We start from the raw sequence: 20799 nt of genomic DNA on the forward strand, positions 1-20799 counted from the left end.
CCGCCCTGCCGAAGGCCCCGCTATCGCTGTGGCAGGGCGCCCTTTCCACACCAACAGAAGCTGAGGTCTCGGCGATGCGCAAGGCAATCCGGATCGGTGTCCTGGTCGCGGTGATCGGTGTGTCCGGGACAGCCGCGTTCTACGTCGCGAAGCAGGAAAAACAGGACATCACCGCCATGTCCGCGTCCGCGGGGACGCCGGGCGCGGCAGCGGCGGGCGGGTACTCGTACGAACGGCTCGCCGCCCCCGCCAGGACCATCGTCCGGGATTCGGCCGGCACCCAGCTGGCGTCGTTCACCGACGGCTCGCGCACGGTCATGCTGACCGGCCGGAGCCGGACCTTCACCGAGCCGAAGTTCACCGAGGCCACGATCACCTCGTCGACCTGGATCCGGTTCGCGCCGCAGCCCTGGAAGGAGGGCGCGGAGAAGGAACCGTGGTCACGCGACTGGTTGTCCAAGGCCGTCGGTGACACCTCGCCGGACCTTCTCGACATCGCGTTGCAGTACACCGACGGCTCGGCGGCCCAGAAGTCCAAGAAGCTCCGGATCGCTGGCGACGCGTCCTTCGGCCCCGACAGTGCCGAAGGACGGCTCGAGAAGTCGGACTTCTACGATTTCCTCGGCGTCGACTGGGCTTTCCCCGACAAGCACGAGAAGGCCGAGCCCGCCCGCTTCGGCTCACTCGACTGTTCCGGTTTCGTGCGGATGGTCTACGGCTATCGCGCGGGCTACCCGCTGCTCGGCACCAACACGAAGGGGCCGGGGCTGCCACGGCGTGCCTGGGCGATGTCCGAACTCGGTCCGGGGACCCGAGTGGTCGCGGATACCGGGAAACAGGCGACGGACTACTCGGCACTGCAGCCCGGCGACATCCTGTTCTTCAATCTGGAACCACATCTCGGGCCGCGGGTATCGCACACCGGGATCTACCTCGGCATCGACAACGAGGGGAAGCGGCGGGTGCTGTCCAGCCGCAAGGTCGCCAACGGGCCGACGTTCGGCGACGCCGGCGGCGTGTCGCTGATCGACGGCGACGGTACTTACGCCAAGGCGTTCCGCGCGGCCAAACGGCTTTGATCGGTCACGAACAGGGCTCCGGGACCGGTCGCCCCTCGCTGACCGGTACCGGAGCCCCTACGGAAGGCTCGCCTCCCCGCGAGCCGACCGTAAGCACACTTGGCGAGCTTCGCGGGACTCGGTATCGCCGGACCCCCAGTACCAGGCGATTCGCTGCCCGCGCTCTCTCCGCGCGATGACCTAACCTTGCCTGGTCACCCCGGGGTCACGGCAGCGTGAAGACCCCCAACTCCCCCTGAGTAGATCTACTCAACTGGTCTTGGCCGACGACGCCGACGACGCAGCGCGCTTCGCCCGTGTCCGCGCCTGGCGTGCCTTGTCCGCCGCTTCCTGGGCTTTCCCGACCGGGCCCTGCAATGCCGCCAGCAGCCGCGTCACGCCTTCGGCCTGTTCGGCGGCGGTCGGCCGGAGGACGTCGTCGCCGTCCACCTTCGCCTGGACGAGTGCTTCGAGCGCCTCGCGGTAGTGATCGGTGTATCGGCCGGGGTCGAAATCCTGGGTGAGGTCCTCGATCAGCGAGACCGCGTTGCGTAGTTCCCCACGCCGCAGATCGACGTCCTCGTGCAGGAACGGGAAGTCGGGCCGCCGGATCTCGTCGGGCCACAACATCGTCTCGAGCAGGATCACCTGGTCCCACACACGCAGCGCGCCCAGCGTTTCGCGCTGCCGCAAGGTCACCTTCACGATCGCGATCCGTCCGGACTGCTGCAGGGCTTCGCTCAACAACACGTACGGCTTGGTGCCGGCCGGCTCCGGCTCGAGGAAGTAGCTGCGCGCGAAGTACATCGGGTCGACCTGATCGGCCGGGGTGAAGCCGACGACGTCCATCGACCGGGTGGTCGGCGGGAGCAGCGACGCGAAATCCCCGGCGGTCAGCAGGACGACGTCGCCGTTGGGGACGGGATATCCCTTGGCGATCTCGGGCGCGGGTACCTCGGCGCCGTCGACCTCGCAGACCCACTTCACCCGCACCCTGCCGCCATCGGGCTCGTGCACCTGATGGAGGGGGACGTTGTGCTCTTCGGTCGCGCTGTACGCCTTCACCGGAATGGCGTAGGTCCCGAATCCGATCGTGCCCTTCCACACCGCGCGCATCGCCCACCTCCGCCTGGTCAGCGTATCGACGCGCCGAAGGGGCGGGACAGCTACAAACGGGTGTCAGGGGCAACGGATTCGCTCACACATTCGAATGACGGGCGTGATTCCGCGAGTGCCTCCGCCGAACAGCCGACAGCGGTGGCCGCCGCCCGGAGTACTTCGGCGACGACCTCGACGTCGACCATCGGGGCGGTGGCCAACGCGCCTTCCCCGCCCCCTTCGACCCTGCCCGCCATACCTTCGAGCGCGATGGCCAGTGCCTGCTGACCCGCGACGAGGTGCCGTACCACCGTGAGCAGTTCGGGCACGGTCGCGGCGGGACCGGACGCGGCGAGGGAGACGGCGAGGTCGTCCGCGCACGCGCGCAGATGAGAGGCGACGACCGTCGGCGGCAGCGTGACACGTTGTGGACCGGGCACGCGCTCACCCCCTCCGGCTCCGTCAGGTCTCGACCGCGCACATCCTGCCACCGCCACCTTCCGTGACACGCGCGACACCCCGAACGTCAGGAAGCGGCAGCCAGCAGCGCGGCTTCGATCTTCGACCGCCACTCCTGGTCGACGCGGCCGGCCCGCGGCGCGACGGCGAACGAGTCGACGACGGCGCCACCGAGCGTGGCCACCTTCGCCCAGCGCACCTCGGCCTCGCAGCGACGCAGCGCGCCCGCGACCCGGTACAGCAGCCCGATCCGGTTCGCGGCCCGTAGTTCGACCACGACCGTGTCGTGCCCGCTGGTCTCGTCGTCGAACCAGATCACCTTCGCTCCCGCCGACGGCGTCTCGCCTCCGCCGTAGTCCCGTTCCTTCGCCGCGAGCCGCTGGGTGAGCGGCAGCGTTCCGGCCACCGCCCGCGCGAACTGTTCACGCAGCAGGGTGACGTCGGGCAGCGAGCCGAACTTCGGCGACGCCGTGAAGACTCCCGCCCGTCCCCCGTCGTGCCCGCGCAGCACCGCCGCGTGGACCTCGAGCGAGTTCAGCGCGAGCACGCCGGCCGCGGGAGCCAGCAGTTCCGCGCGGGCCGGGACCGCCAGCACCACGGTCACGACCTTGCCCGCGGCGGTGATGCGCACTTCGCCGCGGCCGGACGCGACCGCTTCGGCGACGAGCTCACGTTGTTCGGCGCCCATCGGTTCCGGCGGCACGAAACCCTTGCCGTGCAACGCTTCTTCGCAGCCGGACACGAGTTCGGCGAGCAGGCGCGCCTTCCAGTCGGTCCACACGCCCGGTCCGGTGGCCAGTGAATCGGCCGTCGTCAGGGCGTGCAGCAATTCCAGCAGGACGAGGTTCTCGTCGAGCGTCTTCGTCACGCGCTGGATCGTGGCGGGATCGCTGATGTCCCGCCGTGTCGCGGTGTGCGGCAGCAGCAGGTGATGCCGGACCATGGCCGCGACCAGCGCCGAATCGGCTTCCGTCAGCCCGAGCCGGGCCGCCACCTGTGCGCTGATCTTCGCGCCGAGTTCGGAATGGTCCGCGTCGCGGCCCTTGCCGATGTCGTGCAGCAGCGCGCCGATCAGCAGCAGATCCGGCCGCGAAACGGTGGTCGTCAGTTTCGACGCCTCGACCGCGGCCCGCACGAGATGCCGGTCGACGGTCCAGGAATGCACCGGCGACCTCGGCGGGAGATCCCGCACCGCGCCCCATTCGGGGAACAGGCGCGCCCACAAGCCGGTGCGATCCAACGCCTCCACCGCGTCGACGAGCCCCTCGCCCGCGCCGAGCAGTTCCACCAGCGCCTTGAGGGCGTCGGCAGGCCACGGCGCGCGCAGTTCGGGCGCGGTGTCGGCGAGCGTCCGCAGGGTCCCGTGCGCGATGGGTTTGCGGATCCGCGCCGACGCCGCGGCCACCCGCAGCAGCAGGGCCGGATCCTTGGCGGGCAAGGCGTCCCGCGCCAGCGCGACCTCGTTCCCGTGCAGGACGACACCCTCGTCGAGCGGCGTCCGCGCCGGTCGCCGCCCGAACCGCGCCTTCGGCGGTTCCACAGTGGACCGGAGTGCCACGTCCACCGCGTACGCGATCGTCCGGCCGACACCGGAAAGCTTGCGCGCCAAGGTGAACCGGTCACCGAACCCGAGCTCGCCCGCGACCGTCCCGGCCTCCGGCGCGCTGAGGATGTCCCGCTCCCGGCGGAGTTCCCGGCGCAGTTCCGTCCGGACGTCGAGCAGCAAGCTCTTCGCCGCCAGCAATTCCTCGCCGGGTCTCGCCGTCAGCTGTGCCGCCGCCAGTGCTTCCAAGACGGCGAAGTCGCGAAGCCCACCCCGGCCGTGCTTGAGATCCGGCTCGGCGGACTGCGCGATCTCACCACTGCGGGCCCAGCGCTGACGCACCGCGTCCGACAGTTCGTCCATCCGCTTCCTGGCGGTCCGCCGCCACTGGTCCCGCGCCGCGGCCGCCAGCCTGGCGGTGATCTCGGCGTCCCCGGCGATGTGGCGGATGTCGAGCAGCCCCACCGCGGTCCGCAGATCCTCGGACGCGACCTTCAGCGCCTCACCCGGCGTGCGCACCGAGTGATCCAGGCCGATCTTGGCGTCCCACAACGGATACCAGATGGCGTCGGCGATCTCACCGACCCCCGAGTTCCCGTTGTGCAGCAACAAAAGGTCGAGATCGGAGAAGGGCACCAGCTCGCTGCGCCCCAGGCCGCCGACGGCGGCCAGCGCGACACCGGGTTCAGCGGTGTCGACGCCGGCCGCCGAAGCGCCCTTGCCCAACCAGAATTCGTAGAGGTCGACCAGGGCCGCCCGCAACGCGGACGCCCCCAGCCTTCCGTGCCTGCCCTCGAGCAACCGCTCGGTGGCCTTGACCAGTTCACCCCCGTCGGCCATCCGTGACGCCTATAGGGCGTCCGAGCCGCGCTCGCCGGTGCGTACCCGGATGACCGTCTCCACCGGCGTCACCCAGATCTTGCCGTCACCGATCTTGCCGGTGTGCGCGGCGGTGGTGATCGCGTCGAGCACCTTCTCGACGTTGGAATCGTCGGTGACGACCTCGACCCGCAGCTTCGCCACGAAGTCCACGGAGTACTCGGCACCCCGGTAGACCTCGGTGTGGCCCTTCTGCCTGCCGTAGCCCTGCACCTCGCTGACCGTCATGCCGAGCACGCCCAGCTGCTCCAGCGCGGAGCGGACGTCGTCGAGCGTGAACGGCTTCACGATCGCGGTGATCAGCTTCATGCCTTGCTCTCCTCGAGTTTCGTGGCCGCGTTTCCGGTGGACGGCTTGACCGGGATGGAGCTCGGCTGGCCGAGGCCACCGCCCGATCCGGTGAAGTCGTACGCGCTTTCCGCGTGCTGGGCCTCATCGATACCACCGACCTCGTCCTCCGCGCTGACGCGGAACCCGCCGAGCTTCTTGATCACCCAGCCGATGACGAAGGTGAGCACGAACGAGTAGCCGAGGACGACGGCCGCCGCGAGCGCCTGCTTGCCCAGCTGGCCGAGGCCGCCGCCGTAGAACAGGCCGTCGACGCCGAGCGAGTTGACGCTGGTGGTGCCGAAGAAACCGATGAGCAGCGTGCCGACGAGACCACCCACGAGGTGGACACCGACGACGTCGAGGGAGTCGTCGAAACCGAAGCGGAACTTGAGGCTGATCGCCAGGGCGCACAGGGCACCGGCGATGAGACCGATGGCGATGGCGCCCAGCGGGCTGACGAAACCGGCCGCCGGGGTGATCGCGACGAGACCGGCGACGGCACCGGAGGCGGCGCCGAGGGTGGTCGGCTTGCCCACCTTGATCTGTTCGACGATCAGCCAGCCGAGGATGGCGGCGGCGGTCGCGACGGTGGTGTTGGTGAACGCGACGGCGGCGAGATCGTTGGCGGCCAGCGACGAACCGGCGTTGAAGCCGTACCAGCCGAACCACAGCAACGCGGCGCCCAGCAGCACGAACGGGACGTTGTGCGGGCGTCCGGTGCCCTTCGGCCAGCCCTTGCGCTTGCCGAGCACGATCGCCAGCGCCAGGCCCGCGGCACCGGCGTTGATGTGGACCGCGGTACCGCCGGCGAAGTCGAGCGCCTTGAGCTGGTTGGCGATCCAGCCGCCGACCGAATCCGCGCCGATGAAGCCGTTGAACGAGAAGACCCAGTGCGCGACCGGGAAGTACACGATGGTCACCCACACCGCGACGAACAGCGTCCAGCCCCAGAACTTGGCGCGGTCGGCGATGGCACCGGAGATCAGCGCGGGCGTGATGATCGCGAACATCAGCTGGAACATCACGAAGGCGAAGAGCGGCAACGCGTCCGCGCCGGGCCAGGGGACCTCGGGCGTGGTGCTCGTCGCGGCGGTCGCGAACCCGGCGAGTTTGCCGGAGATGTCCGTGAGCCCGGCGAAGTCGAAGTTACCGAGCAATCCTCCGCCGATGTCGTTGCCGAACGCCATCGTGAAGCCGTACAGCGTCCAGAGGACACCGACGACGGCGAGCGCGATGAAGTTCATCATCAACATGTTCAGGACGCTCTTCGCGCGGACCATGCCGCCGTAGAAGAACGCCAGTCCCGGTGTCATGAGCATGACCAGCGCGGCGCTGATCAACACCCATGCGGTGTCTCCTGCGTTCAGCACAATCTTCCTCCCGTGCCTGGGGTGTACTGCGCAGGAATCTTTGGACCGCGGTGTTTCCTCGGGCGGCGATTCAGGTTTCACCCGCGTGAACTGTCGGTACGGCGTTGTTACGGCCAGGTTTCCGCTGACCAGGTGCGTTCTGTCCGGTTGCGAAACCTCGTGGTCGAATAGGGCCATGAACGCGCGAGTATCCGGCCATGACCCCCTGCCACCGGCGATCGTCCGGTCCTTGCGGTGTTCGGTCTGCGGTGACCCGGTCGGGGTAACCGAGCGCACGGTGCGTTGCGATCAGGGCCACTCGTTCGACGTAGCGAAGCAGGGTTACGTCAATCTGCTGCATGCGCGCATCCCGGCCGGAACGGCCGATACCGCGCCGATGGTCGCGGCCCGCGTCGATCTCCTTTCTTCGGGTGTTTACCTGCCTCTCGCGGACGCCCTCGCGAAGGTGGCTTCAGAGCACGTCGAGAACGGGTTGGTCATCGATGCCGGGGCGGGTACGGGGTACTACCTCGCGCACGTGCTCGACGCCGTCCCCGCCGCCCATGGACTGGCGCTCGACGTGTCCGCCGTGGCCCTGCGCCGGGCCGCTCGCGCGCACACGCGCGCGGGCGCGGCCGTGTGGAATCTGTGGGAACCGTGGCCGGTGGCGGATTCGAGCGCGTCGCTGATCCTCAACGTCTTCGCGCCGCGCAACGCCTCGCAGTTCCACCGGGTCCTGACCGCGGACGGTCTGCTGGTCGTCGCGACGCCGAATCCGGGACACCTCCGGGAACTGGGCGACCTGGTGATCTCCGTCGACGGCGGCAAGGACGCGCGGCTGGAGGACACCCTCGGCGCCCTCTTCACCCGGGTGGAGCGGCACGAGGTGACCCAGCGGGTGACGTTGGCGCCCGCCCGGATCCGCCAGGTGGTCGAGATGGGCCCGAGCGCGCACCACCTGCACCGCGACGGCCGTCGTGAACGCCTCGACGCGATCGGCGCGCCGGTGGACGTCACCACGTCGTTCAGTGTCACGCTGTACCGGCCGGTGCCCTGATGGAGGCCCCCGCGACCCTGCTCGCCGACGCCGCCTGGGTCAGCGCCCGTATCGGCGGCGCCGCGAAACTCTACGGCTGCTCGCGGCCCGAAGTGCTCGGCACGATCTGGTGGTACTCACTGTCTTCGGTCCTCGTCGCACCCTCCGTCGAGTCGCTCGTCCGTGGTGAGCCGCTGGATCCGTCGCTCGACGCCCTCACGATCGACCTCGTCCCGGACGGCCGCTTCACCGGCGCTCGGTCTTCACGGGTCCTCGACGGCGGCCTCGTCGAACTGGGTGCGGCGTTCGCCGGGACGCTGAGCACGGCGATCGGCACGATCTCGGCCGTCACGGGGGCGAATCCGCGCGCACTGGGCGCGATCGCGACCGACTCGATCGGCAACCGCCTGCTGTGGACCGGCGACACCGCACGGGCGACCGAGCTGGCGGCACCGCTCGTGGCCGCGATCGGGCTCGGGATGCCGGAGCCGCGGTTCTCCCGGATCGGGCGGAACACCGTGGTACGCCGTGCTTCCTGTTGCCTGATCTACGAGGCGGGCAATCCGAAGTGCACCAGCTGCCCGCGGCAGACCCCGGAGGAACGGGACCGGCGCCTGCGCGCCGCTCTCGGGTAATGCGCCGCGTTTCGTCCTCTAGTTGCGGTAGTTGCGCGTGCAAGTACCGCAACCAGAGGACGAAACGCGACGACGGGGTAGCCACGGGCTGGGAACGATGGTCACGGAGTGGGACGCGAGGTAGCGTCGGGCGCGATGAGTGAACGCACCTGGGGCTTCCGCACCCGCGCCCTGCACGCGGGCGGGACGCCCGACCCGGCGACCGGCGCCCGCGCCGTGCCCATCTACCAGACCACGAGCTTCGTCTTCGAGGACGCGGCCGACGCGGCGAACCTGTTCGCGCTGCAGAAGTACGGCAACATCTACAGCCGCATCGGCAACCCGACGGTCGCGGCCTTCGAGGAGCGCTTGGCCAGTCTCGAAGGCGCGATCGGCGGGGTCGCGACCAGCAGCGGTCAGGCGGCGGAGTTTTTGACGTTCTCCGCCCTCGCCGAGGCGGGCGACCACATCGTCTCGGCGGGCGGGCTCTACGGCGGCACGGTCACGCAACTCACCGGGACGCTGCGCCGCTTCGGGATCGAGACCACCTTCGTCCACGGAGACCGCATCGAGGACTACGCGGCCGCGATCACCGACCGGACGAAACTGATCTTCACCGAGGTCATCGGCAATCCCGGCGGTGGGATCGCCGACCTCGCCGGGCTGGCGGAGCTCGCGCACGCGCACGACATCCCGCTGGTCGTCGACGCCACCTTGGCGACGCCGTACCTGTGCCGTCCGATCGAGCACGGCGCGGACATCGTGCTGCATTCGGCGACGAAGTTCCTCGGCGGGCACGGGACCACGCTGGGCGGGGTGGTCGTCGAATCCGGGAAATTCGACTGGGGCAACGGGAAGTTCCCGCGGATGACCGAGGTCGTCGAGAGCTACGGCGGCCTGAAGTACTGGGAGAACTTCGGCGAGTACGCCTTCTGCACCCGGCTTCGCGCCGAGCAGTTGCGCGACATCGGCGCCGTTCTCTCGCCGCACTCGGCCTTCCTCCTGCTGCAAGGGGTCGAGACGCTGCCGCAGCGGATGGACGCCCACATCGCCAACGCGCGAGCCGTCGCGGAGTACCTCGCGAACGACAGCCGGGTGGCCTGGGTGAACTACGCGGGCCTGCCGGACCATCCCCATCACGACCGCGCGAAGAAGTACCTGCCGGCCGGCCCGGGTGCCGTGTTCTCCTTCGGCGTCGACGGCGGCCGCGCGGCCGGGGAGACGTTCGTGAACTCCGTCGAGCTGCTGTCGCATCTGGCGAACGTCGGGGACGCGCGGACGCTGGTCATCCACCCGGCGTCCACCACCCACCAGCAGCTCTCCGAAGACCAGTTGCGCGCGGCGGGCGTCGGAGCGGATCTGATCCGCCTGTCCGTCGGGCTGGAGGACGTCGACGACATCCTGTGGGATCTCGATCAGGCGCTCGGCAAGGCGGTGGCGGGATGAGCTACGACGTCGGCGCGGTCGAACGCCGCCGCATCCTTTCGCGCACGAAGTCGGTGACCATCGTCGGCGCTTCGAACAACCCCGCGCGGCCGAGCTACTTCGTCGCGACGTACCTGCTTTCCTCCAGCAAGTACGAGGTCAACTTCGTGAACCCGCGGCTGAACGAACTCCTCGGGCGGCCGGTGTACCCGTCGCTGGCCGACGTGCCCGGCGAGACCGACCTGGTCAGCGTCTTCCGCAAGCACGATGACCTCCCCGGCGTGGCCGAGGAGGTCATCGAGGCCGGAGCGCGCACGCTCTGGCTTCAGCTGGGCCTGTGGCACGAGCCCGTCGCCGACCTCGCCAAGGAGGCGGGGCTGGACGTGGTGATGAACCGCTGCGTCAAGATCGAGCACGCCCGGTTCGCCGGTGGGCTCCACCTCGCCGGGTTCGACACCGGCGTGATCAGCTCGCGTCGCCAGTCCGCCCCCTGACCAGGGACCGCCCCGGCCCGTGAGAGGGTGGCGGCATGGCCAAACCGACGCCGCTGCAGATCAGGAACATCGTCATGGCGGTGCTCATGGTGGGTGCCCTGGTGTGGAACCTGTCCATCGGCGGCGCTTGGTGGCTCACCGCGATCTTCTCGATCGGCACCGTTCTCTCGTTGTTCTCCGCGTACCTGAACCGGCCCGGCGCTCGCCCCTGACCCCGCGTTTCGTCCTCTAAACGCGGTAGTACTCGATGCCAACTACCGCATCCAGAGGACGAAACGCGTCAGGAGCGCGCCGCCTCGAAACGCGAAGTGAGATCCGCGCGGCCTCGCTCGGAAAGCGCGCCGAAGAGACGTAGGCGCGCCATCCCGCCGTCGGGATAGATGTCGAGACGGACTTCGGTCACCTCGGGGCCCTCGGCGAGGGCGAACCGGTGCCGCGTGTCCGGCTGCAACCGCGTCTTGGGCAGCAGCTCGACCCATTCGCCGTCGCCGTCCCGGCCGCTCAGCGCGGCCCAGCCCGGCGCGTTGCCCTTCAGGTTGCTGTTGTCGAACTCGGCGAACCGGACGACGCCCGCGCCGGCGAGGCGCACCGTGACCCAGTCGTTCCCGTCGTCCCGGCGCCGCGCGGTCTCCCAGCCCTCGGCCTGATGCGCCGCGAGCCCCGGCGAGAAGAGGTTGTTGGGCGAGGAATAGAACATGTTGCTGCACCCGGTGACCACCGCGCCGTTCTCCAGCGCGGCGAGGTCGAGCGCGCCGAGGTCGAGCAGGCGCGGATCCGGGATGGGTGTGCCGTGCACCCGCAGCCGGGCCACGCCGCCGTCCGGATGCATGGTCAGCCGGACGTGCGTGTAGCGCTTGCTCCCGCCGATCTCGAAGAAGTTCTCCGTGTGTCCCGCCGCCGCGCCGCGTTTCACCAGCACGTCCCAGTCCGCTTCGGCCACTTCGGCCGCGCTGGGATAGCCGTCGACGGCGCACGCTTCGACCGAGACGAACGGCGGGTAGTTGCCCTTGAAGAACGCGGTGTCCACGATGACACCGGTGATCGCGCCCGCCAGGCCCAGCCGGATCACCGCCTGGTCGTCGCCGGGCTCGCGGTGCCGCCGGGTCTCCCAGCCGTCGTAGACCTGCCCCTTGGGGCCGAAGGTCTCCGTCTGATGCGCGGGCACCCAGGGATTGACCAGGTTCTCCTTCTCGGCGAACAACTCGTCCGTCGCCCACATCACGGTCCCGCCGAACTTGCGCGAAGCCAGGTCGGGCAGGGCTGTCCACTCAGGACGGTCGTTCACGGCATCCTCCATCTCAGCAATCACCCCGGGTCAGCAGAACGCCTGCCGGGTCTTCACCGGTGATCTCCTCGCCCCGCAACCACGTGCTCCGGACGACACCGGCCAGCGGCCGTCCGTGGTAGGCGCTGACCGGGTTGCGGTGCTTCAATTTCGCGACGTCGACGACGAAAGCCTCGTCGGGTGCGAACACGCTGAAGTCGGCGTCGTAACCCGGCGCGAGATGCCCCTTGCGGCGCATCCCCGCCTGCGCGGCCGGATGTTCCGCCATCCACCGGACGACGTCGGTGAGCGCGAACCCTCGCTGCCGCGCCTGGGTCCAGACGGCGGGCAAGCCGAGCTGCAGACCGGCGATCCCGCCCCAGGCGAGTCCGAAATCGCCACTGTCGAAGCGTTTCAGTTCCGGCGTGCACGGCGAATGGTCGGTCACCACGCAGTCGATGACACCGTCCGCGAGGCCCTTCCACAGCAGTTCTCGGTTCCCTGCTTCGCGGATCGGCGGACAGCATTTGAACTGCGTCGCGCCGTCGCCGATCTCCTCCGCGGTGAAGCTCAGGTAGTGCGGGCAGGTCTCGGCGGTCAGCCGGACGCCGTCGCGCCGCGCGCTCTCGACCATCGGCAGCGCGTCCGAAGAGGACAGATGCAGGATGTGCGCGCGGACGCCGGTCTTCCTGGCCAGCTCGATGACCTGCGCGATCGCCACGTTCTCCGCACCACGCGGCCGCGAGTGCAGGAAGTCCTCGTATTTCTCGCCGTGCGGATCGGGCGCGTGGTCGATCGCGTCGGAGTCCTCCGCGTGGACGATGATCATGCCGTCGAAGGTCCGCAGTTCGGTCATCGCCTCTTCGAGCCCGCGCGCGTCCAGCGGCGGGAACTCGTCGACGCCGGAATGCAGCAGGAAGGACTTGAAGCCGAAGACGCCCGCCTCGTGCAGGCCGCGCAGGTCCGCGAGATTGCCGGGGATCGCGCCGCCCCAGAACCCGACGTCGACGTGCACGCGCCCCTCGGCGGTCTTGCGCTTCACCTCCAGCGACGCGACGTCGACCGTCGGCGGCAGGCTGTTCAGCGGCATGTCCACGATCGTGGTGACCCCGCCCGCCGCGGCCGCGCGGGTCGCCGAGGCGAAACCCTCCCATTCGGTGCGGCCCGGGTCGTTGACGTGCACGTGGGTATCGACGAGCCCGGGCAGCAGCACGACGTCATCGCCGAGGTCGAGTACCCGATCGCCGTCCAGATCGGCTCCGGCGGGCTCCACCGCGACGATGCGGCCCCCGTCGACACCGACGGTCGCGGGTACCTCTCCGGCGGCCGTCACGGCTCGGGCGGCTTTGATCACCAAGTCCATCTACAAGCCTCCAACTTCCACTGAGTGGAATCGAGGTTTCGCACTCCGACATTAACTCCGGCCACCCTGCTCGTCAACGAGCCCAAGCGGCGCTACCTTCGCTTCGTGCAGTTAGAAGCCGAGTTCACCAGCGAACCGTTCCACGGCGAGGGTCCGCCACCCGAACACGCCGTCAAAGCCCGCGACACCGCGGAAGGCGCGGGCCTGTCCGCCGACTTCGGCCCGCTCGGCACCCTCGTCCGCGGCGACGCCGACACCCTCCTCGACGCGCTTCCCGCCATCGCCAGGGCGGCACTGGACGGCGGCGCCACACGCGTGACCCTCCAGCTCCGACAGGTCGGCGACGACACGACCGAGCCCGCGGTCGAACTGCACAGCGCTCTCGCCCGCCTCATCGGCGACGTCGAACGCGAGCTCGGCGGGAAACTCGACACCCTCGACCGCGCCGCCAAGCAGCGCGCGGTCCGGCTGCTCAAGGAACGCGGCGCGTTCGGCCTCCGCAAATCGGTGTCGACCGTCGCGGAGGCACTGGGGGTCACGAGGTTCACGGTCTACAACTACCTCAACCGAGACCAAGACTGAAGGGCTGTTTCAACAAAATGTTGACGGCGGCGGAATCGTCGCCGTACCGTCAGTTCCCGTGCCGCTCACCATTCGAGAGTTCAACGAGGCTCCCGCACAGGACGTCCGGCCGGCGCTGACCGCCTGCCTCGACGTCCCGCGCTGGGTGGAAACCCTGCTGGCCAGGCGCCCGTACGCCGACCTCGCCGCGCTACTCGCCGTGTCCGAGGCGCTCACCCCGTTGCGCACCGAAGAGGTCCGGCGCGCCATGGCGGCCCATCCCCGGATCGGGGCGAAAGTGGGCGGCAAGAGCACTGAAGCGGGCTGGTCCCGCTCGGAACAGTCCGGTGTGGACGGTGACGCGGCGCGCGAGTTCGCCGCGGCCAACGCCGAGTACGAAGCGACGTTCGGGCACGTCTTCCTGGTCTGCGCGAGCGGCCGGAGCGGCGCCGAACTGCTGGAAAACCTCCGTTCGAGGCTTTCGAACGACCCGGAGAAGGAACTCGAAGTGGCCGGTCAAGAGCTGGCCAAGATCGCCGCGTTGCGGCTGGAGAAGGCGGTGACGGCATGAGCCTCGTGACCACGCACATCCTCGACACCGCCGCGGGACGGCCCGCCGCGGACGTCGGCGTCCGGCTCGAAACCGGCGCGGGCGATCCCGTCGCCGAAGGCCGGACCGACGCCGACGGCCGGATCCGCGACCTCGGCCCGGACAGCCTCGAACCCGGGGTGTACCGGCTGGTCTTCGACACCGGCGCCTACCTCGGCCCGGACTCCTTCTTCCCCGAAGTCACCTTGACCTTCCGCATCGCTGACGGGACCGAGCACCACCACGTGCCGTTGCTGCTGAGCCCGTTCGCCTATTCCACCTATCGAGGGAGCTGATCGCCCGTGGCCATCACCCTGGGCCCCAACCAGTACGGCAAGGCCGAAGTCCGGCTCGTCACCGTTCAGCGCGAAGGCACCGTCCACCACCTCAAGGACCTCACCGTTTCGACGTCGCTTCGCGGCGACCTCGCGGCGACGCACCTCACCGGCGACAACGCCGACGTCGTAGCGACCGACACCCAGAAGAACACCGTCTACGCCTTCGCCAAGGAAGCCCCGGTCGGCGAGATCGAGGACTTCGCGCTGCGGCTCGGACGCCATTTCGTCGGCTCGTTCGAGCACATCACCGGCGCCCGGATCCTGATCGACGAACACGGCTGGAACCGCATCTCCGGCCACGATCACGCGTTCTCCCAGGCGGGCAGCGAAAAGCGGACGACCGCCGTGACCGTGCAGGGTGATCAGGCCTGGGTGGTGTCCGGTTTGGACGATCTCGTGGTGCTCAAGTCGACCGGTTCGGAGTTCCACGGCTTCCCGCGCGACGAGTACACGACGCTGGCCGAGACGAACGACCGGATCCTCGCCACCGCCGTGACCGCGCGCTGGCGCTACCAGGGCGACGGGATCGACTGGGCCACGAGCCACGCGGAGGTCCGGCGGATCCTGCTGGAGACCTTCGCGGACAAGCACAGCCTCTCCCTGCAGCAGACGCTGTACGCCATGGGAGAGGCTGTGCTCAAGGAACGCGAAGAGGTCGCCGAAGTCCGGCTCTCACTGCCGAACAAGCACCACTTCCTGGTGGACCTGTCACCCTTCGGGCTGAAGAACGACAACGAGGTCTTCTACGCCGCCGACCGCCCGTACGGCCTGATCGAGGGTGTCGTCCTCCGTGATGACGCCGAGGACGCGGGCCTGGCCTGGCACACCCTCGCCGCCTTCTAGGGCACCGGCAGCGGCCGAGCACGTCGCGAAAGCCACTTTCGGGACGTCTGGTGTCCCGAAAGTGGCTTTCGCGACACTGGGAGCAGGCGGCCCGGCGTCGCTAGGGAGCCGGCACCGGCAGCGGCATTCCGGGGACGCTCTGGTCGGCGGGGACGACCCCGTCGACCAGGTAGGCGTCCACGATCTCGTCCACCTTGGGGTTCCCATCCGCGTAGAGCCCGTGGTCGCCCTCACCGGTCACGGTCAGCATGCGCGAGTTCGCGAACCCCGCGTGCGCCTTCCGGGCACCTTCGATCGCCGTGGCCGGGTCGTGCTCGGAGTGCACGATCAGCACCGGCGGGACGCCCTTGCCGTCCAGCTTCGGCAGCGGACGCGGTTCCTTGTCCCAGAACAGGCAGACCGAGGCGTTCAACGTGCCGCCGCCCGCCAGGAGCAGACCGCGGTCCAGATTCCGCTGCGAAGCGCGGATCAGCGACTCGCGGGTGCCGATGAACCGCCCTTCCCCGCAGAGGGTGTTCCAGAACGTGGCGTCCTGCGCGTCGGGGTGGTCACCCGCCGCCTCGACGGCGGCCTTCGCCTCGGCCATGGCCGCCGGGTTCTCCATCGCGTCCCGGATCTTGACCAGCAGGTCGGCCAGCGCCGGGAAGGTCGCCTTCTTGTACAGCATGTAGATGACGGCCATGTCGAGCTGCATCGGCCCGCTTCCGTTCAGCGGGTTGCGGGACAAGGCGTAGCGGACTCGCTCGTAGTTCTGCCGGACCTCCTCGCCGTTGGTGCCGAAGTGGTACTTCGCGTCGTACCGCGCCATCCACGGCAGGAAGTCCTGCCGCCAGCGCCGCTCGAAACCGACCGGCTGCCGGTCGAACGTCTTCTGCCAGTCCGTGGTGAACTCCGTCGAGGAGTCCAGTACGAATCGCCCGGTCCGCTGCGGGAACTGCTGCGCGTAGTGCGCTCCCAGCCAGGTGCCGCCCGAGTAGCCGACCCAGTTGATCTTCTCCCTGCCGAGCAGCGTCCGGAGCAGATCGAAGTCCCGGATCGTCTGGTGGGTGGTGATCAGCGGCCCGAGTTCGCCGCCGGCGCTCTGGCAGGACCTGGCCACGTGCTCGGCGTTGGCCAGGATCTGGTTCAGATTGCGCGGGTCACGATCGCGCGGATCCAGCTGCTGGATGAGGTCGGCCGTGCCCCGGCAGGTGACGTTGGTGCTCTTGCCGGTCCCGCGCACATCGATCCCGATGATGTCCTGGTGCTCGCGCAGTTTCTCCTGCCCGCGGAACGTCACCGGGAACCAGCGCCCCGGACCGCCCGGCCCGCCTGGGTTGGTGAGCAGTGAGGCCGTCGACGGCCCGGTGGACTTCAGCCTGCTGACGGCGATGGTCAGGTCCTGCCGCTCGCTCGCCCTGTCCCAGTCGCGGGGCGTGCGGAACGTCGCGCATTCGAGCCCGCTGATATCGGTGCCCGGCGGCAACGTGATCAGTTCCTCCGCCGCGCAGGGATGCCAATCCAGCTTCTGGTCGGCGTAGTGCGCCGGGACGCCCGCCGAAGCCGGGCCGGCCCCGGCGAGCAACCCGCCCACGATCACCGGGAGCAACCCGACGGCCAATAGCCGCTTCATGTTCTTCCCCCTTCTTCCTTGGTTTCCCAACGGATCACGACGCTAGGGCCGGGCACAGCAGGCGAACATCGACCGCAGGTAGCGCCGGAAGGTGAACCAAGGTCGAAGGGACCACCGGAACTTGATAGAACGCTCTATCATGGAGGGCGTGACTGGAACGCGGGAACGCATCGTGAACGCCGGCGCCGAGCTGCTCCGGCGCAACGGGTACACCGGCACCGGGGTGAAGCAGATCGTCGAGGCGGCGAACGCGCCCTTCGGCTCGCTGTACCACTTCTTCCCCGGCGGCAAGGAGCAGCTCGGCGAGGAGGTCATCCGCACCTCGGGGATGATGTACCTCGCGCTTTTCGAGATCTTCTTCGCCGACGAGCCGGACCTGATCCACGGTATCGAGGCCTGCTTCGCCAGCGCCGCCGAGACGCTGAAGGCGACCGACTACGCCGACGCGTGCCCCATCGCGACGGTGGCGCTGGAGGTCGCCAGCACCAACGAGAAACTCCGGATCGCGACGGCCGACGTGTTCACCGCGTGGATCGAGACCGGGGCCGAGAAGCTCGGCAAGTACGGCCTCGGGCCGGAGTCCGCTCGGCGGCTCACGATCGCTTTGGTGAACAGCCTCGAAGGGGCGTTCGTGTTGAGCCGTTCGCTGCGTGACACCGAAGCGCTGGAGGTCGCGGGGGCGTCGTCCGTGGCCTTCGCGCGAACGCTGCTCCCCGATGCGTGAAGCACCGACGGCGGGCTTCTGAACACAGGGCTTTCTCCGCAACGGACGACGGCTTCCGGCCGACCTAGCCGTCGCCAACACCGGAATCCGTTTGGGGAGCCCATGATCATCAGGAAGCTCGTGCTCGGCACCATCGCCGTGGCAGCACTGCTCACCGCGGGCGCGATGCCCGCGACCGCCGCCGAGGCGCAGCCGTCGACCCTGACCGCGACCACCAGCACCACGCAGATCGACGCCGGGAAGACGGTCACGATCTCCGGGAAGCTCACCAAGGCCGACACCACCCCGATCGCGGGGGCCGAGGTGGGTATCTCGTTCTGTTTCAACGGCTTCTGCGGTGAAGCCCAGGCCAAGCCGGTCACCGACGCCGCCGGTGCCTACAGCGCGACGCTGACCCCGATCCGCACCGGCAACTACCGCGCCGACTTCTTCTCCACCGACCCGGCGATCGCGAACTCGGGCGCCGACACCGCGAAGATCGTCGTGCTCCACCCGGCGAAGATCACGTCGTTCGCGGCGGGGCGGGACGCGGCCAAGGCCGTGACCGGTTCCGGCACGATCGAGTTCCCCGGCCGGTACACCGCGAACCCGATCCCGGTCGAGCTCCAGTACTTCTCGTTCAGCACCTACCGGTGGACCACGGCGGCGACGGTCACCGCCACCTGGAACGGGACCACCTGGGCCTTCGCCGCTTCGGCCGAACACCGTAAGCCCGGCGCCTGGCGGGCCTTCTACGCGGGCGCGCCCGAGATGTTCCACGCGGCGGCGAGCGATCTCGTCTTCGTGCTCTGACGTTCCGTGAAGGCCTCCTTGAGGGACCCTGGGTCCCTCAAGGAGGCCTTCACGGACCACTAGCGGGAAGCGAGGTAGGCCCGCCAATCGCCGACGGAGGAGATGTCGGTCAGCTCCGGCGAGTCCACATAGGACGAACGCAGGACGGTGGCGAGACAGGCCGCGCCGTCCTCCAGTTCGATGACGCCCAGCTCCAGTTCCGGCGGTTCCGCGGGGACGAGATGGTCCCGCAGCACCGTGAGCGGCAGGTCGTAGACCTCGCCCACGACCGACGCGGAACCGCCCTCGTGCATCGCCGGGAACCGGTCGCCCACGGAGAAATAGTGATACCTGGGCGCCGAGCGGGCCACGCAGCACAACGGCGCGCCCTGCAGCTGTTCGTGCAGCGGTCCGCCACGCATCCCGCCGCCGTTGAGGAACATCAGAACCACGACATGATCCCTTCGATCCCGAAGTACACCCCGAACACCGCGGCCAGGATCCCGAGGATCCAGCCGATCTCGCGGATCTTGCCCTTGCAGATCTTGATCAGCACGTAGGCGACCAGCCCGGCGCCGATCCCGTTGGTGATCGAGTAGGTGAACGGGATCAGCGCGATGGTCAGGAACACCGGGATCGCGAAATCCAGGTCCCGCCAAGGGATCCGCGCGCATTGCGCCATCATCATCCCGCCGATGACCACCAGCGCGGGCGCCGCGGCCTGCGCCGGGACGATGGCCGCGATCGGCGTCAGGAACAGGGTCGCGGTGAACAACCCGCCGGTGACGATGCTCGCCAGCCCGGTCCGCGCGCCTTCCCCGACGCCTGCCGCCGATTCGAGGAACACGGTGTTCGGCGCCGATCCGGTGACACCGCCCGCCAGCGCGCCCGCGCCGTCGACCAGCAGGATCCGGCCCATCCCCTCGACCTTGCCGTTCTTGACCAGGCCCGCCTCCTCCGAGACCGAGGTGATCGTGCCCATCGCGTCGAAGAACCCGGAAAGCACCAGCGTGAACAGGAAGACCGCCGCGGTCACCGCGCCCGCCGAGCCGAAGCCGCCGAAGAGATCGATGTCGCCCAGCAGGCTGAAATCGGGATGCGCGACGACCTGGTCGGGCACCTTGGGTTCGACCAGGCCCCAGCCTTCGACGTGGAACACGCTGTTGACCAGCACGGCGAGCCCGGTCGCGACCGCGATGCTGATCAGCACCGCGCCCGGCACCCCGCGGCTCACGAGTACGATCATCAGCAGCAGCCCGAGGCAGAAGATCGCGATCGGCCAGCCTTCGAGATGGCCGGCGATCCCCATCCGCACCGGCACCGTCGACTGCGCGGAATCCGGTGTCCTGGTCACGAATCCGGCGCTGACCAGGCCGACCAGCGCGATGTAGAGCCCGATCCCGACGGTGATCGCGACCTTGAGCGCCATCGGGATCGCGTTGATGATCCGTTCCCGTACCCCGGAAACGGCCATCAGCACGATGCAGAAGCCTTCGAGGACGACGAGCCCGAAGGCCTGCGCCCACGTCATCGCGGGCGCCATCTGGAAGGCGACGACACCGTTCACGCCGAGGCCCGCCGCGAGCGCCAGCGGCGCGTTGCCGACCAGTCCCATCAGGATCGTGGTGACGCCGGCCGCCAGTGCGGTCGCGGTGGTGATCGCCTCGGTGGTCAGCTTCGCGCCGGTGATGTCGGCCGACGCGCCGAGGATGAGCGGGTTGAGCAACACGATGTAGCACATCGCGACGAACGTGGTGATCCCGCCGCGCACTTCGCGGCCGATCGTGCTGCCGCGATGGGAGATCTTGAACCAGCGGTCGAGCCCGGACAGCCGCCCCGGCTCGGACGAGGGCAGGTGGGGACGCTCTGTACCTAATTGGGTCATGCCTACTCCACAACGTTGTGGGGGCGGGAAGAACTTCAGTAAGCCTTCTTGTCGGGTTTCGACAGCCAGGCCTGGAAAGGCGCGAAAGAGTCCGGAAGGGACAGTTGGCCGACGGGTAGTGACCAGGTCTCGCGCGGGCGGGAAAAGAGGTCGTAGAACTCGCGGTCGTCGAAGCCCGCCTCGGCCGCGTCGTGGCGGTCCGCGGCGTAGACGACCTTGCCCACCCGCGCCCAGAGCGCGGCGGAAAGGCAGAGCGGGCAAGGCTCGCAGGAGGTCACGAGGACGCAGCCGTCGAGTTTGTAGTCGCCGATCGCCTGGCAGGCCGCGCGGATCGCGACCACCTCGGCGTGCGCCGTCGGGTCCAGCGTCGGGGTCACCTGGTTGGTCCCGGTGGCCAGCACCGAACCGTCGCGGACGATCATCGCGCCGAACGGGCCGCCGCCGTTTCCGACGTTCACGGTGGCCAGCTGGACGGCCTCGGCGAGCCATTTCTGCTCGTCGGACTCCGAAATGGACAGACGGGTACCCACGGATGTGCTCCTAGCTCGAAAAAGTACGGATTGT

The 20799-nt window shown here is 69.1% G+C and carries 23 protein-coding genes; 12 read left to right on the forward strand and 11 right to left on the reverse strand.

Annotated elements, in window-relative coordinates; all coding sequences use genetic code 11:
- Window positions 1-74: 74 nt before the first annotated feature.
- Window positions 75-1079, forward strand: coding sequence for an NlpC/P60 family protein (locus ACOCEP_RS00800; protein ID WP_482335269.1), 1005 nt, complete (start codon window positions 75-77; stop codon window positions 1077-1079).
- A gap of 249 nt (window positions 1080-1328) precedes the next feature.
- On the opposite strand, the gene ku is transcribed toward ACOCEP_RS00800, so the two are convergent.
- The 5 genes from ku to ACOCEP_RS00825 all read right to left on the reverse strand — a co-directional run bounded on the left by ku (window position 1329) and on the right by ACOCEP_RS00825 (window position 6737).
- Complete coding sequence (gene ku / locus ACOCEP_RS00805; protein WP_482335270.1) at window positions 1329-2174, reverse strand: non-homologous end joining protein Ku; 846 nt, start codon at window positions 2172-2174, stop codon at window positions 1329-1331.
- A gap of 50 nt (window positions 2175-2224) precedes the next feature.
- Window positions 2225-2596 (reverse strand): hypothetical protein, encoded by a 372-nt coding sequence (locus ACOCEP_RS00810; RefSeq protein ID WP_482335271.1) that lies wholly within the window; start codon window positions 2594-2596, stop codon window positions 2225-2227.
- A gap of 86 nt (window positions 2597-2682) precedes the next feature.
- A complete protein-coding gene (locus ACOCEP_RS00815) occupies window positions 2683-4998 on the reverse strand; it encodes a [protein-PII] uridylyltransferase (protein WP_482335272.1) in 2316 nt (771 codons plus the stop codon).
- 9 nt (window positions 4999-5007) lie between these two features.
- Entirely contained in the window at window positions 5008-5346 is a 339-nt protein-coding gene (locus tag ACOCEP_RS00820; RefSeq protein ID WP_020630602.1) for a P-II family nitrogen regulator, read from the reverse strand.
- A complete protein-coding gene (locus ACOCEP_RS00825) occupies window positions 5343-6737 on the reverse strand; it encodes an ammonium transporter (RefSeq protein WP_482335273.1) in 1395 nt (464 codons plus the stop codon). Before ACOCEP_RS00825 ends, ACOCEP_RS00820 begins: the two co-directional genes overlap by 4 nt.
- A gap of 175 nt (window positions 6738-6912) precedes the next feature.
- Here ACOCEP_RS00825 and ACOCEP_RS00830 point away from each other — a divergent pair, with 175 nt between their 5' ends.
- The 5 genes from ACOCEP_RS00830 to ACOCEP_RS00850 all read left to right on the forward strand — a co-directional run bounded on the left by ACOCEP_RS00830 (window position 6913) and on the right by ACOCEP_RS00850 (window position 10497).
- Window positions 6913-7773: a putative RNA methyltransferase gene (locus tag ACOCEP_RS00830; protein ID WP_482335274.1), complete on the forward strand. Its 861-nt coding sequence runs from the start codon at window positions 6913-6915 to the stop codon at window positions 7771-7773.
- Window positions 7773-8387: a (2Fe-2S)-binding protein gene (locus ACOCEP_RS00835; protein WP_482335275.1), complete on the forward strand. Its 615-nt coding sequence runs from the start codon at window positions 7773-7775 to the stop codon at window positions 8385-8387. The genes ACOCEP_RS00830 and ACOCEP_RS00835 overlap by 1 nt, the downstream gene beginning before the upstream one ends.
- A 135-nt stretch (window positions 8388-8522) precedes the next feature.
- Window positions 8523-9812, forward strand: coding sequence for an O-acetylhomoserine aminocarboxypropyltransferase/cysteine synthase family protein (locus ACOCEP_RS00840; protein ID WP_482335276.1), 1290 nt, complete (start codon window positions 8523-8525; stop codon window positions 9810-9812).
- Window positions 9809-10285: a CoA-binding protein gene (locus ACOCEP_RS00845; protein ID WP_482335277.1), complete on the forward strand. Its 477-nt coding sequence runs from the start codon at window positions 9809-9811 to the stop codon at window positions 10283-10285. The genes ACOCEP_RS00840 and ACOCEP_RS00845 overlap by 4 nt, the downstream gene beginning before the upstream one ends.
- Window positions 10286-10320: 35 nt before the next feature.
- A complete protein-coding gene (locus ACOCEP_RS00850; RefSeq protein ID WP_192740935.1) occupies window positions 10321-10497 on the forward strand; it encodes a hypothetical protein in 177 nt (58 codons plus the stop codon).
- Between the two features lie 68 nt (window positions 10498-10565).
- Here the strand turns inward: ACOCEP_RS00850 and alc are convergent, their stop codons facing one another.
- Together alc and allB are read right to left on the reverse strand one after the other, a co-directional pair.
- On the reverse strand, window positions 10566-11582 hold the full coding sequence (gene alc, locus ACOCEP_RS00855; RefSeq protein WP_482335278.1) for an allantoicase: 1017 nt from the start codon (window positions 11580-11582) through the stop codon (window positions 10566-10568).
- 1 nt (window position 11583) lies between these two features.
- The gene (allB, locus tag ACOCEP_RS00860; RefSeq protein WP_482335279.1) at window positions 11584-12912 is read right to left on the reverse strand and encodes an allantoinase AllB; all 1329 of its coding nucleotides are present in this window, start codon (window positions 12910-12912) and stop codon (window positions 11584-11586) included.
- 105 nt (window positions 12913-13017) lie between these two features.
- Between allB and ACOCEP_RS00865 the strand changes: the two genes are divergently transcribed.
- The 4 genes from ACOCEP_RS00865 to pucL are packed head-to-tail and all read left to right on the forward strand — an operon-like array spanning window position 13018 to window position 15243.
- Window positions 13018-13494: a helix-turn-helix domain-containing protein gene (locus ACOCEP_RS00865; protein WP_482335280.1), complete on the forward strand. Its 477-nt coding sequence runs from the start codon at window positions 13018-13020 to the stop codon at window positions 13492-13494.
- 58 nt (window positions 13495-13552) lie between these two features.
- On the forward strand, window positions 13553-14044 hold the full coding sequence (uraD, locus tag ACOCEP_RS00870; protein WP_482335281.1) for a 2-oxo-4-hydroxy-4-carboxy-5-ureidoimidazoline decarboxylase: 492 nt from the start codon (window positions 13553-13555) through the stop codon (window positions 14042-14044).
- A complete protein-coding gene (uraH, locus tag ACOCEP_RS00875; protein WP_073849075.1) occupies window positions 14041-14358 on the forward strand; it encodes a hydroxyisourate hydrolase in 318 nt (105 codons plus the stop codon). Before uraD ends, uraH begins: the two co-directional genes overlap by 4 nt.
- Window positions 14359-14364: 6 nt before the next feature.
- The gene (gene pucL, locus ACOCEP_RS00880; protein ID WP_037342290.1) at window positions 14365-15243 is read left to right on the forward strand and encodes a factor-independent urate hydroxylase; all 879 of its coding nucleotides are present in this window, start codon (window positions 14365-14367) and stop codon (window positions 15241-15243) included.
- A gap of 100 nt (window positions 15244-15343) precedes the next feature.
- Here the strand turns inward: pucL and ACOCEP_RS00885 are convergent, their stop codons facing one another.
- Window positions 15344-16855, reverse strand: coding sequence for an alpha/beta hydrolase (locus ACOCEP_RS00885; protein WP_482335282.1), 1512 nt, complete (start codon window positions 16853-16855; stop codon window positions 15344-15346).
- 139 nt (window positions 16856-16994) lie between these two features.
- Here ACOCEP_RS00885 and ACOCEP_RS00890 point away from each other — a divergent pair, with 139 nt between their 5' ends.
- Both ACOCEP_RS00890 and ACOCEP_RS00895 read left to right on the forward strand, forming a co-directional pair.
- Complete coding sequence (locus tag ACOCEP_RS00890; protein ID WP_482335283.1) at window positions 16995-17579, forward strand: TetR/AcrR family transcriptional regulator; 585 nt, start codon at window positions 16995-16997, stop codon at window positions 17577-17579.
- 102 nt (window positions 17580-17681) lie between these two features.
- Complete coding sequence (locus tag ACOCEP_RS00895; protein ID WP_482335284.1) at window positions 17682-18371, forward strand: hypothetical protein; 690 nt, start codon at window positions 17682-17684, stop codon at window positions 18369-18371.
- A 59-nt stretch (window positions 18372-18430) separates the two neighbouring features.
- Here ACOCEP_RS00895 and ACOCEP_RS00900 read toward each other — a convergent pair whose 3' ends face one another.
- From ACOCEP_RS00900 to ACOCEP_RS00910, 3 genes are read right to left on the reverse strand one after another with little or no spacing between them, the layout of a single operon-like run.
- Window positions 18431-18802 carry an allophanate hydrolase-related protein gene (locus ACOCEP_RS00900; protein ID WP_482335285.1) on the reverse strand — a complete coding sequence of 124 codons (372 nt, stop codon included), beginning with the start codon at window positions 18800-18802 and terminating at the stop codon, window positions 18431-18433.
- Window positions 18793-20235, reverse strand: coding sequence for an NCS2 family permease (locus ACOCEP_RS00905; RefSeq protein WP_482335286.1), 1443 nt, complete (start codon window positions 20233-20235; stop codon window positions 18793-18795). Before ACOCEP_RS00905 ends, ACOCEP_RS00900 begins: the two co-directional genes overlap by 10 nt.
- A 35-nt stretch (window positions 20236-20270) precedes the next feature.
- Window positions 20271-20765, reverse strand: coding sequence for a nucleoside deaminase (locus ACOCEP_RS00910; protein WP_482335287.1), 495 nt, complete (start codon window positions 20763-20765; stop codon window positions 20271-20273).
- Between the last annotated feature and the right edge of the window lie 34 nt (window positions 20766-20799).

The organism is Amycolatopsis sp. CA-211722 (assembly GCF_056828465.1).

Coding starts and splice junctions, on each gene's coding strand:
- ACOCEP_RS00800 (WP_482335269.1), top strand. CDS start 75: ATGCGCAAGGCAATCCGGATCGGTGTCCTGGTCGCGGTGATCGGTGTG.
- ku (WP_482335270.1), bottom strand. CDS start 2,174: ATGCGCGCGGTGTGGAAGGGCACGATCGGATTCGGGACCTACGCCATT.
- ACOCEP_RS00815 (WP_482335272.1), bottom strand. CDS start 4,998: ATGGCCGACGGGGGTGAACTGGTCAAGGCCACCGAGCGGTTGCTCGAG.
- ACOCEP_RS00820 (WP_020630602.1), bottom strand. CDS start 5,346: ATGAAGCTGATCACCGCGATCGTGAAGCCGTTCACGCTCGACGACGTC.
- ACOCEP_RS00830 (WP_482335274.1), top strand. CDS start 6,913: ATGAACGCGCGAGTATCCGGCCATGACCCCCTGCCACCGGCGATCGTC.
- ACOCEP_RS00835 (WP_482335275.1), top strand. CDS start 7,773: ATGGAGGCCCCCGCGACCCTGCTCGCCGACGCCGCCTGGGTCAGCGCC.
- ACOCEP_RS00840 (WP_482335276.1), top strand. CDS start 8,523: ATGAGTGAACGCACCTGGGGCTTCCGCACCCGCGCCCTGCACGCGGGC.
- ACOCEP_RS00845 (WP_482335277.1), top strand. CDS start 9,809: ATGAGCTACGACGTCGGCGCGGTCGAACGCCGCCGCATCCTTTCGCGC.
- ACOCEP_RS00850 (WP_192740935.1), top strand. CDS start 10,321: ATGGCCAAACCGACGCCGCTGCAGATCAGGAACATCGTCATGGCGGTG.
- alc (WP_482335278.1), bottom strand. CDS start 11,582: ATGGAGGATGCCGTGAACGACCGTCCTGAGTGGACAGCCCTGCCCGAC.
- allB (WP_482335279.1), bottom strand. CDS start 12,912: ATGGACTTGGTGATCAAAGCCGCCCGAGCCGTGACGGCCGCCGGAGAG.
- uraH (WP_073849075.1), top strand. CDS start 14,041: ATGAGCCTCGTGACCACGCACATCCTCGACACCGCCGCGGGACGGCCC.
- ACOCEP_RS00885 (WP_482335282.1), bottom strand. CDS start 16,855: ATGAAGCGGCTATTGGCCGTCGGGTTGCTCCCGGTGATCGTGGGCGGG.
- ACOCEP_RS00890 (WP_482335283.1), top strand. CDS start 16,995: ATGGAGGGCGTGACTGGAACGCGGGAACGCATCGTGAACGCCGGCGCC.
- ACOCEP_RS00895 (WP_482335284.1), top strand. CDS start 17,682: ATGATCATCAGGAAGCTCGTGCTCGGCACCATCGCCGTGGCAGCACTG.
- ACOCEP_RS00905 (WP_482335286.1), bottom strand. CDS start 20,235: ATGACCCAATTAGGTACAGAGCGTCCCCACCTGCCCTCGTCCGAGCCG.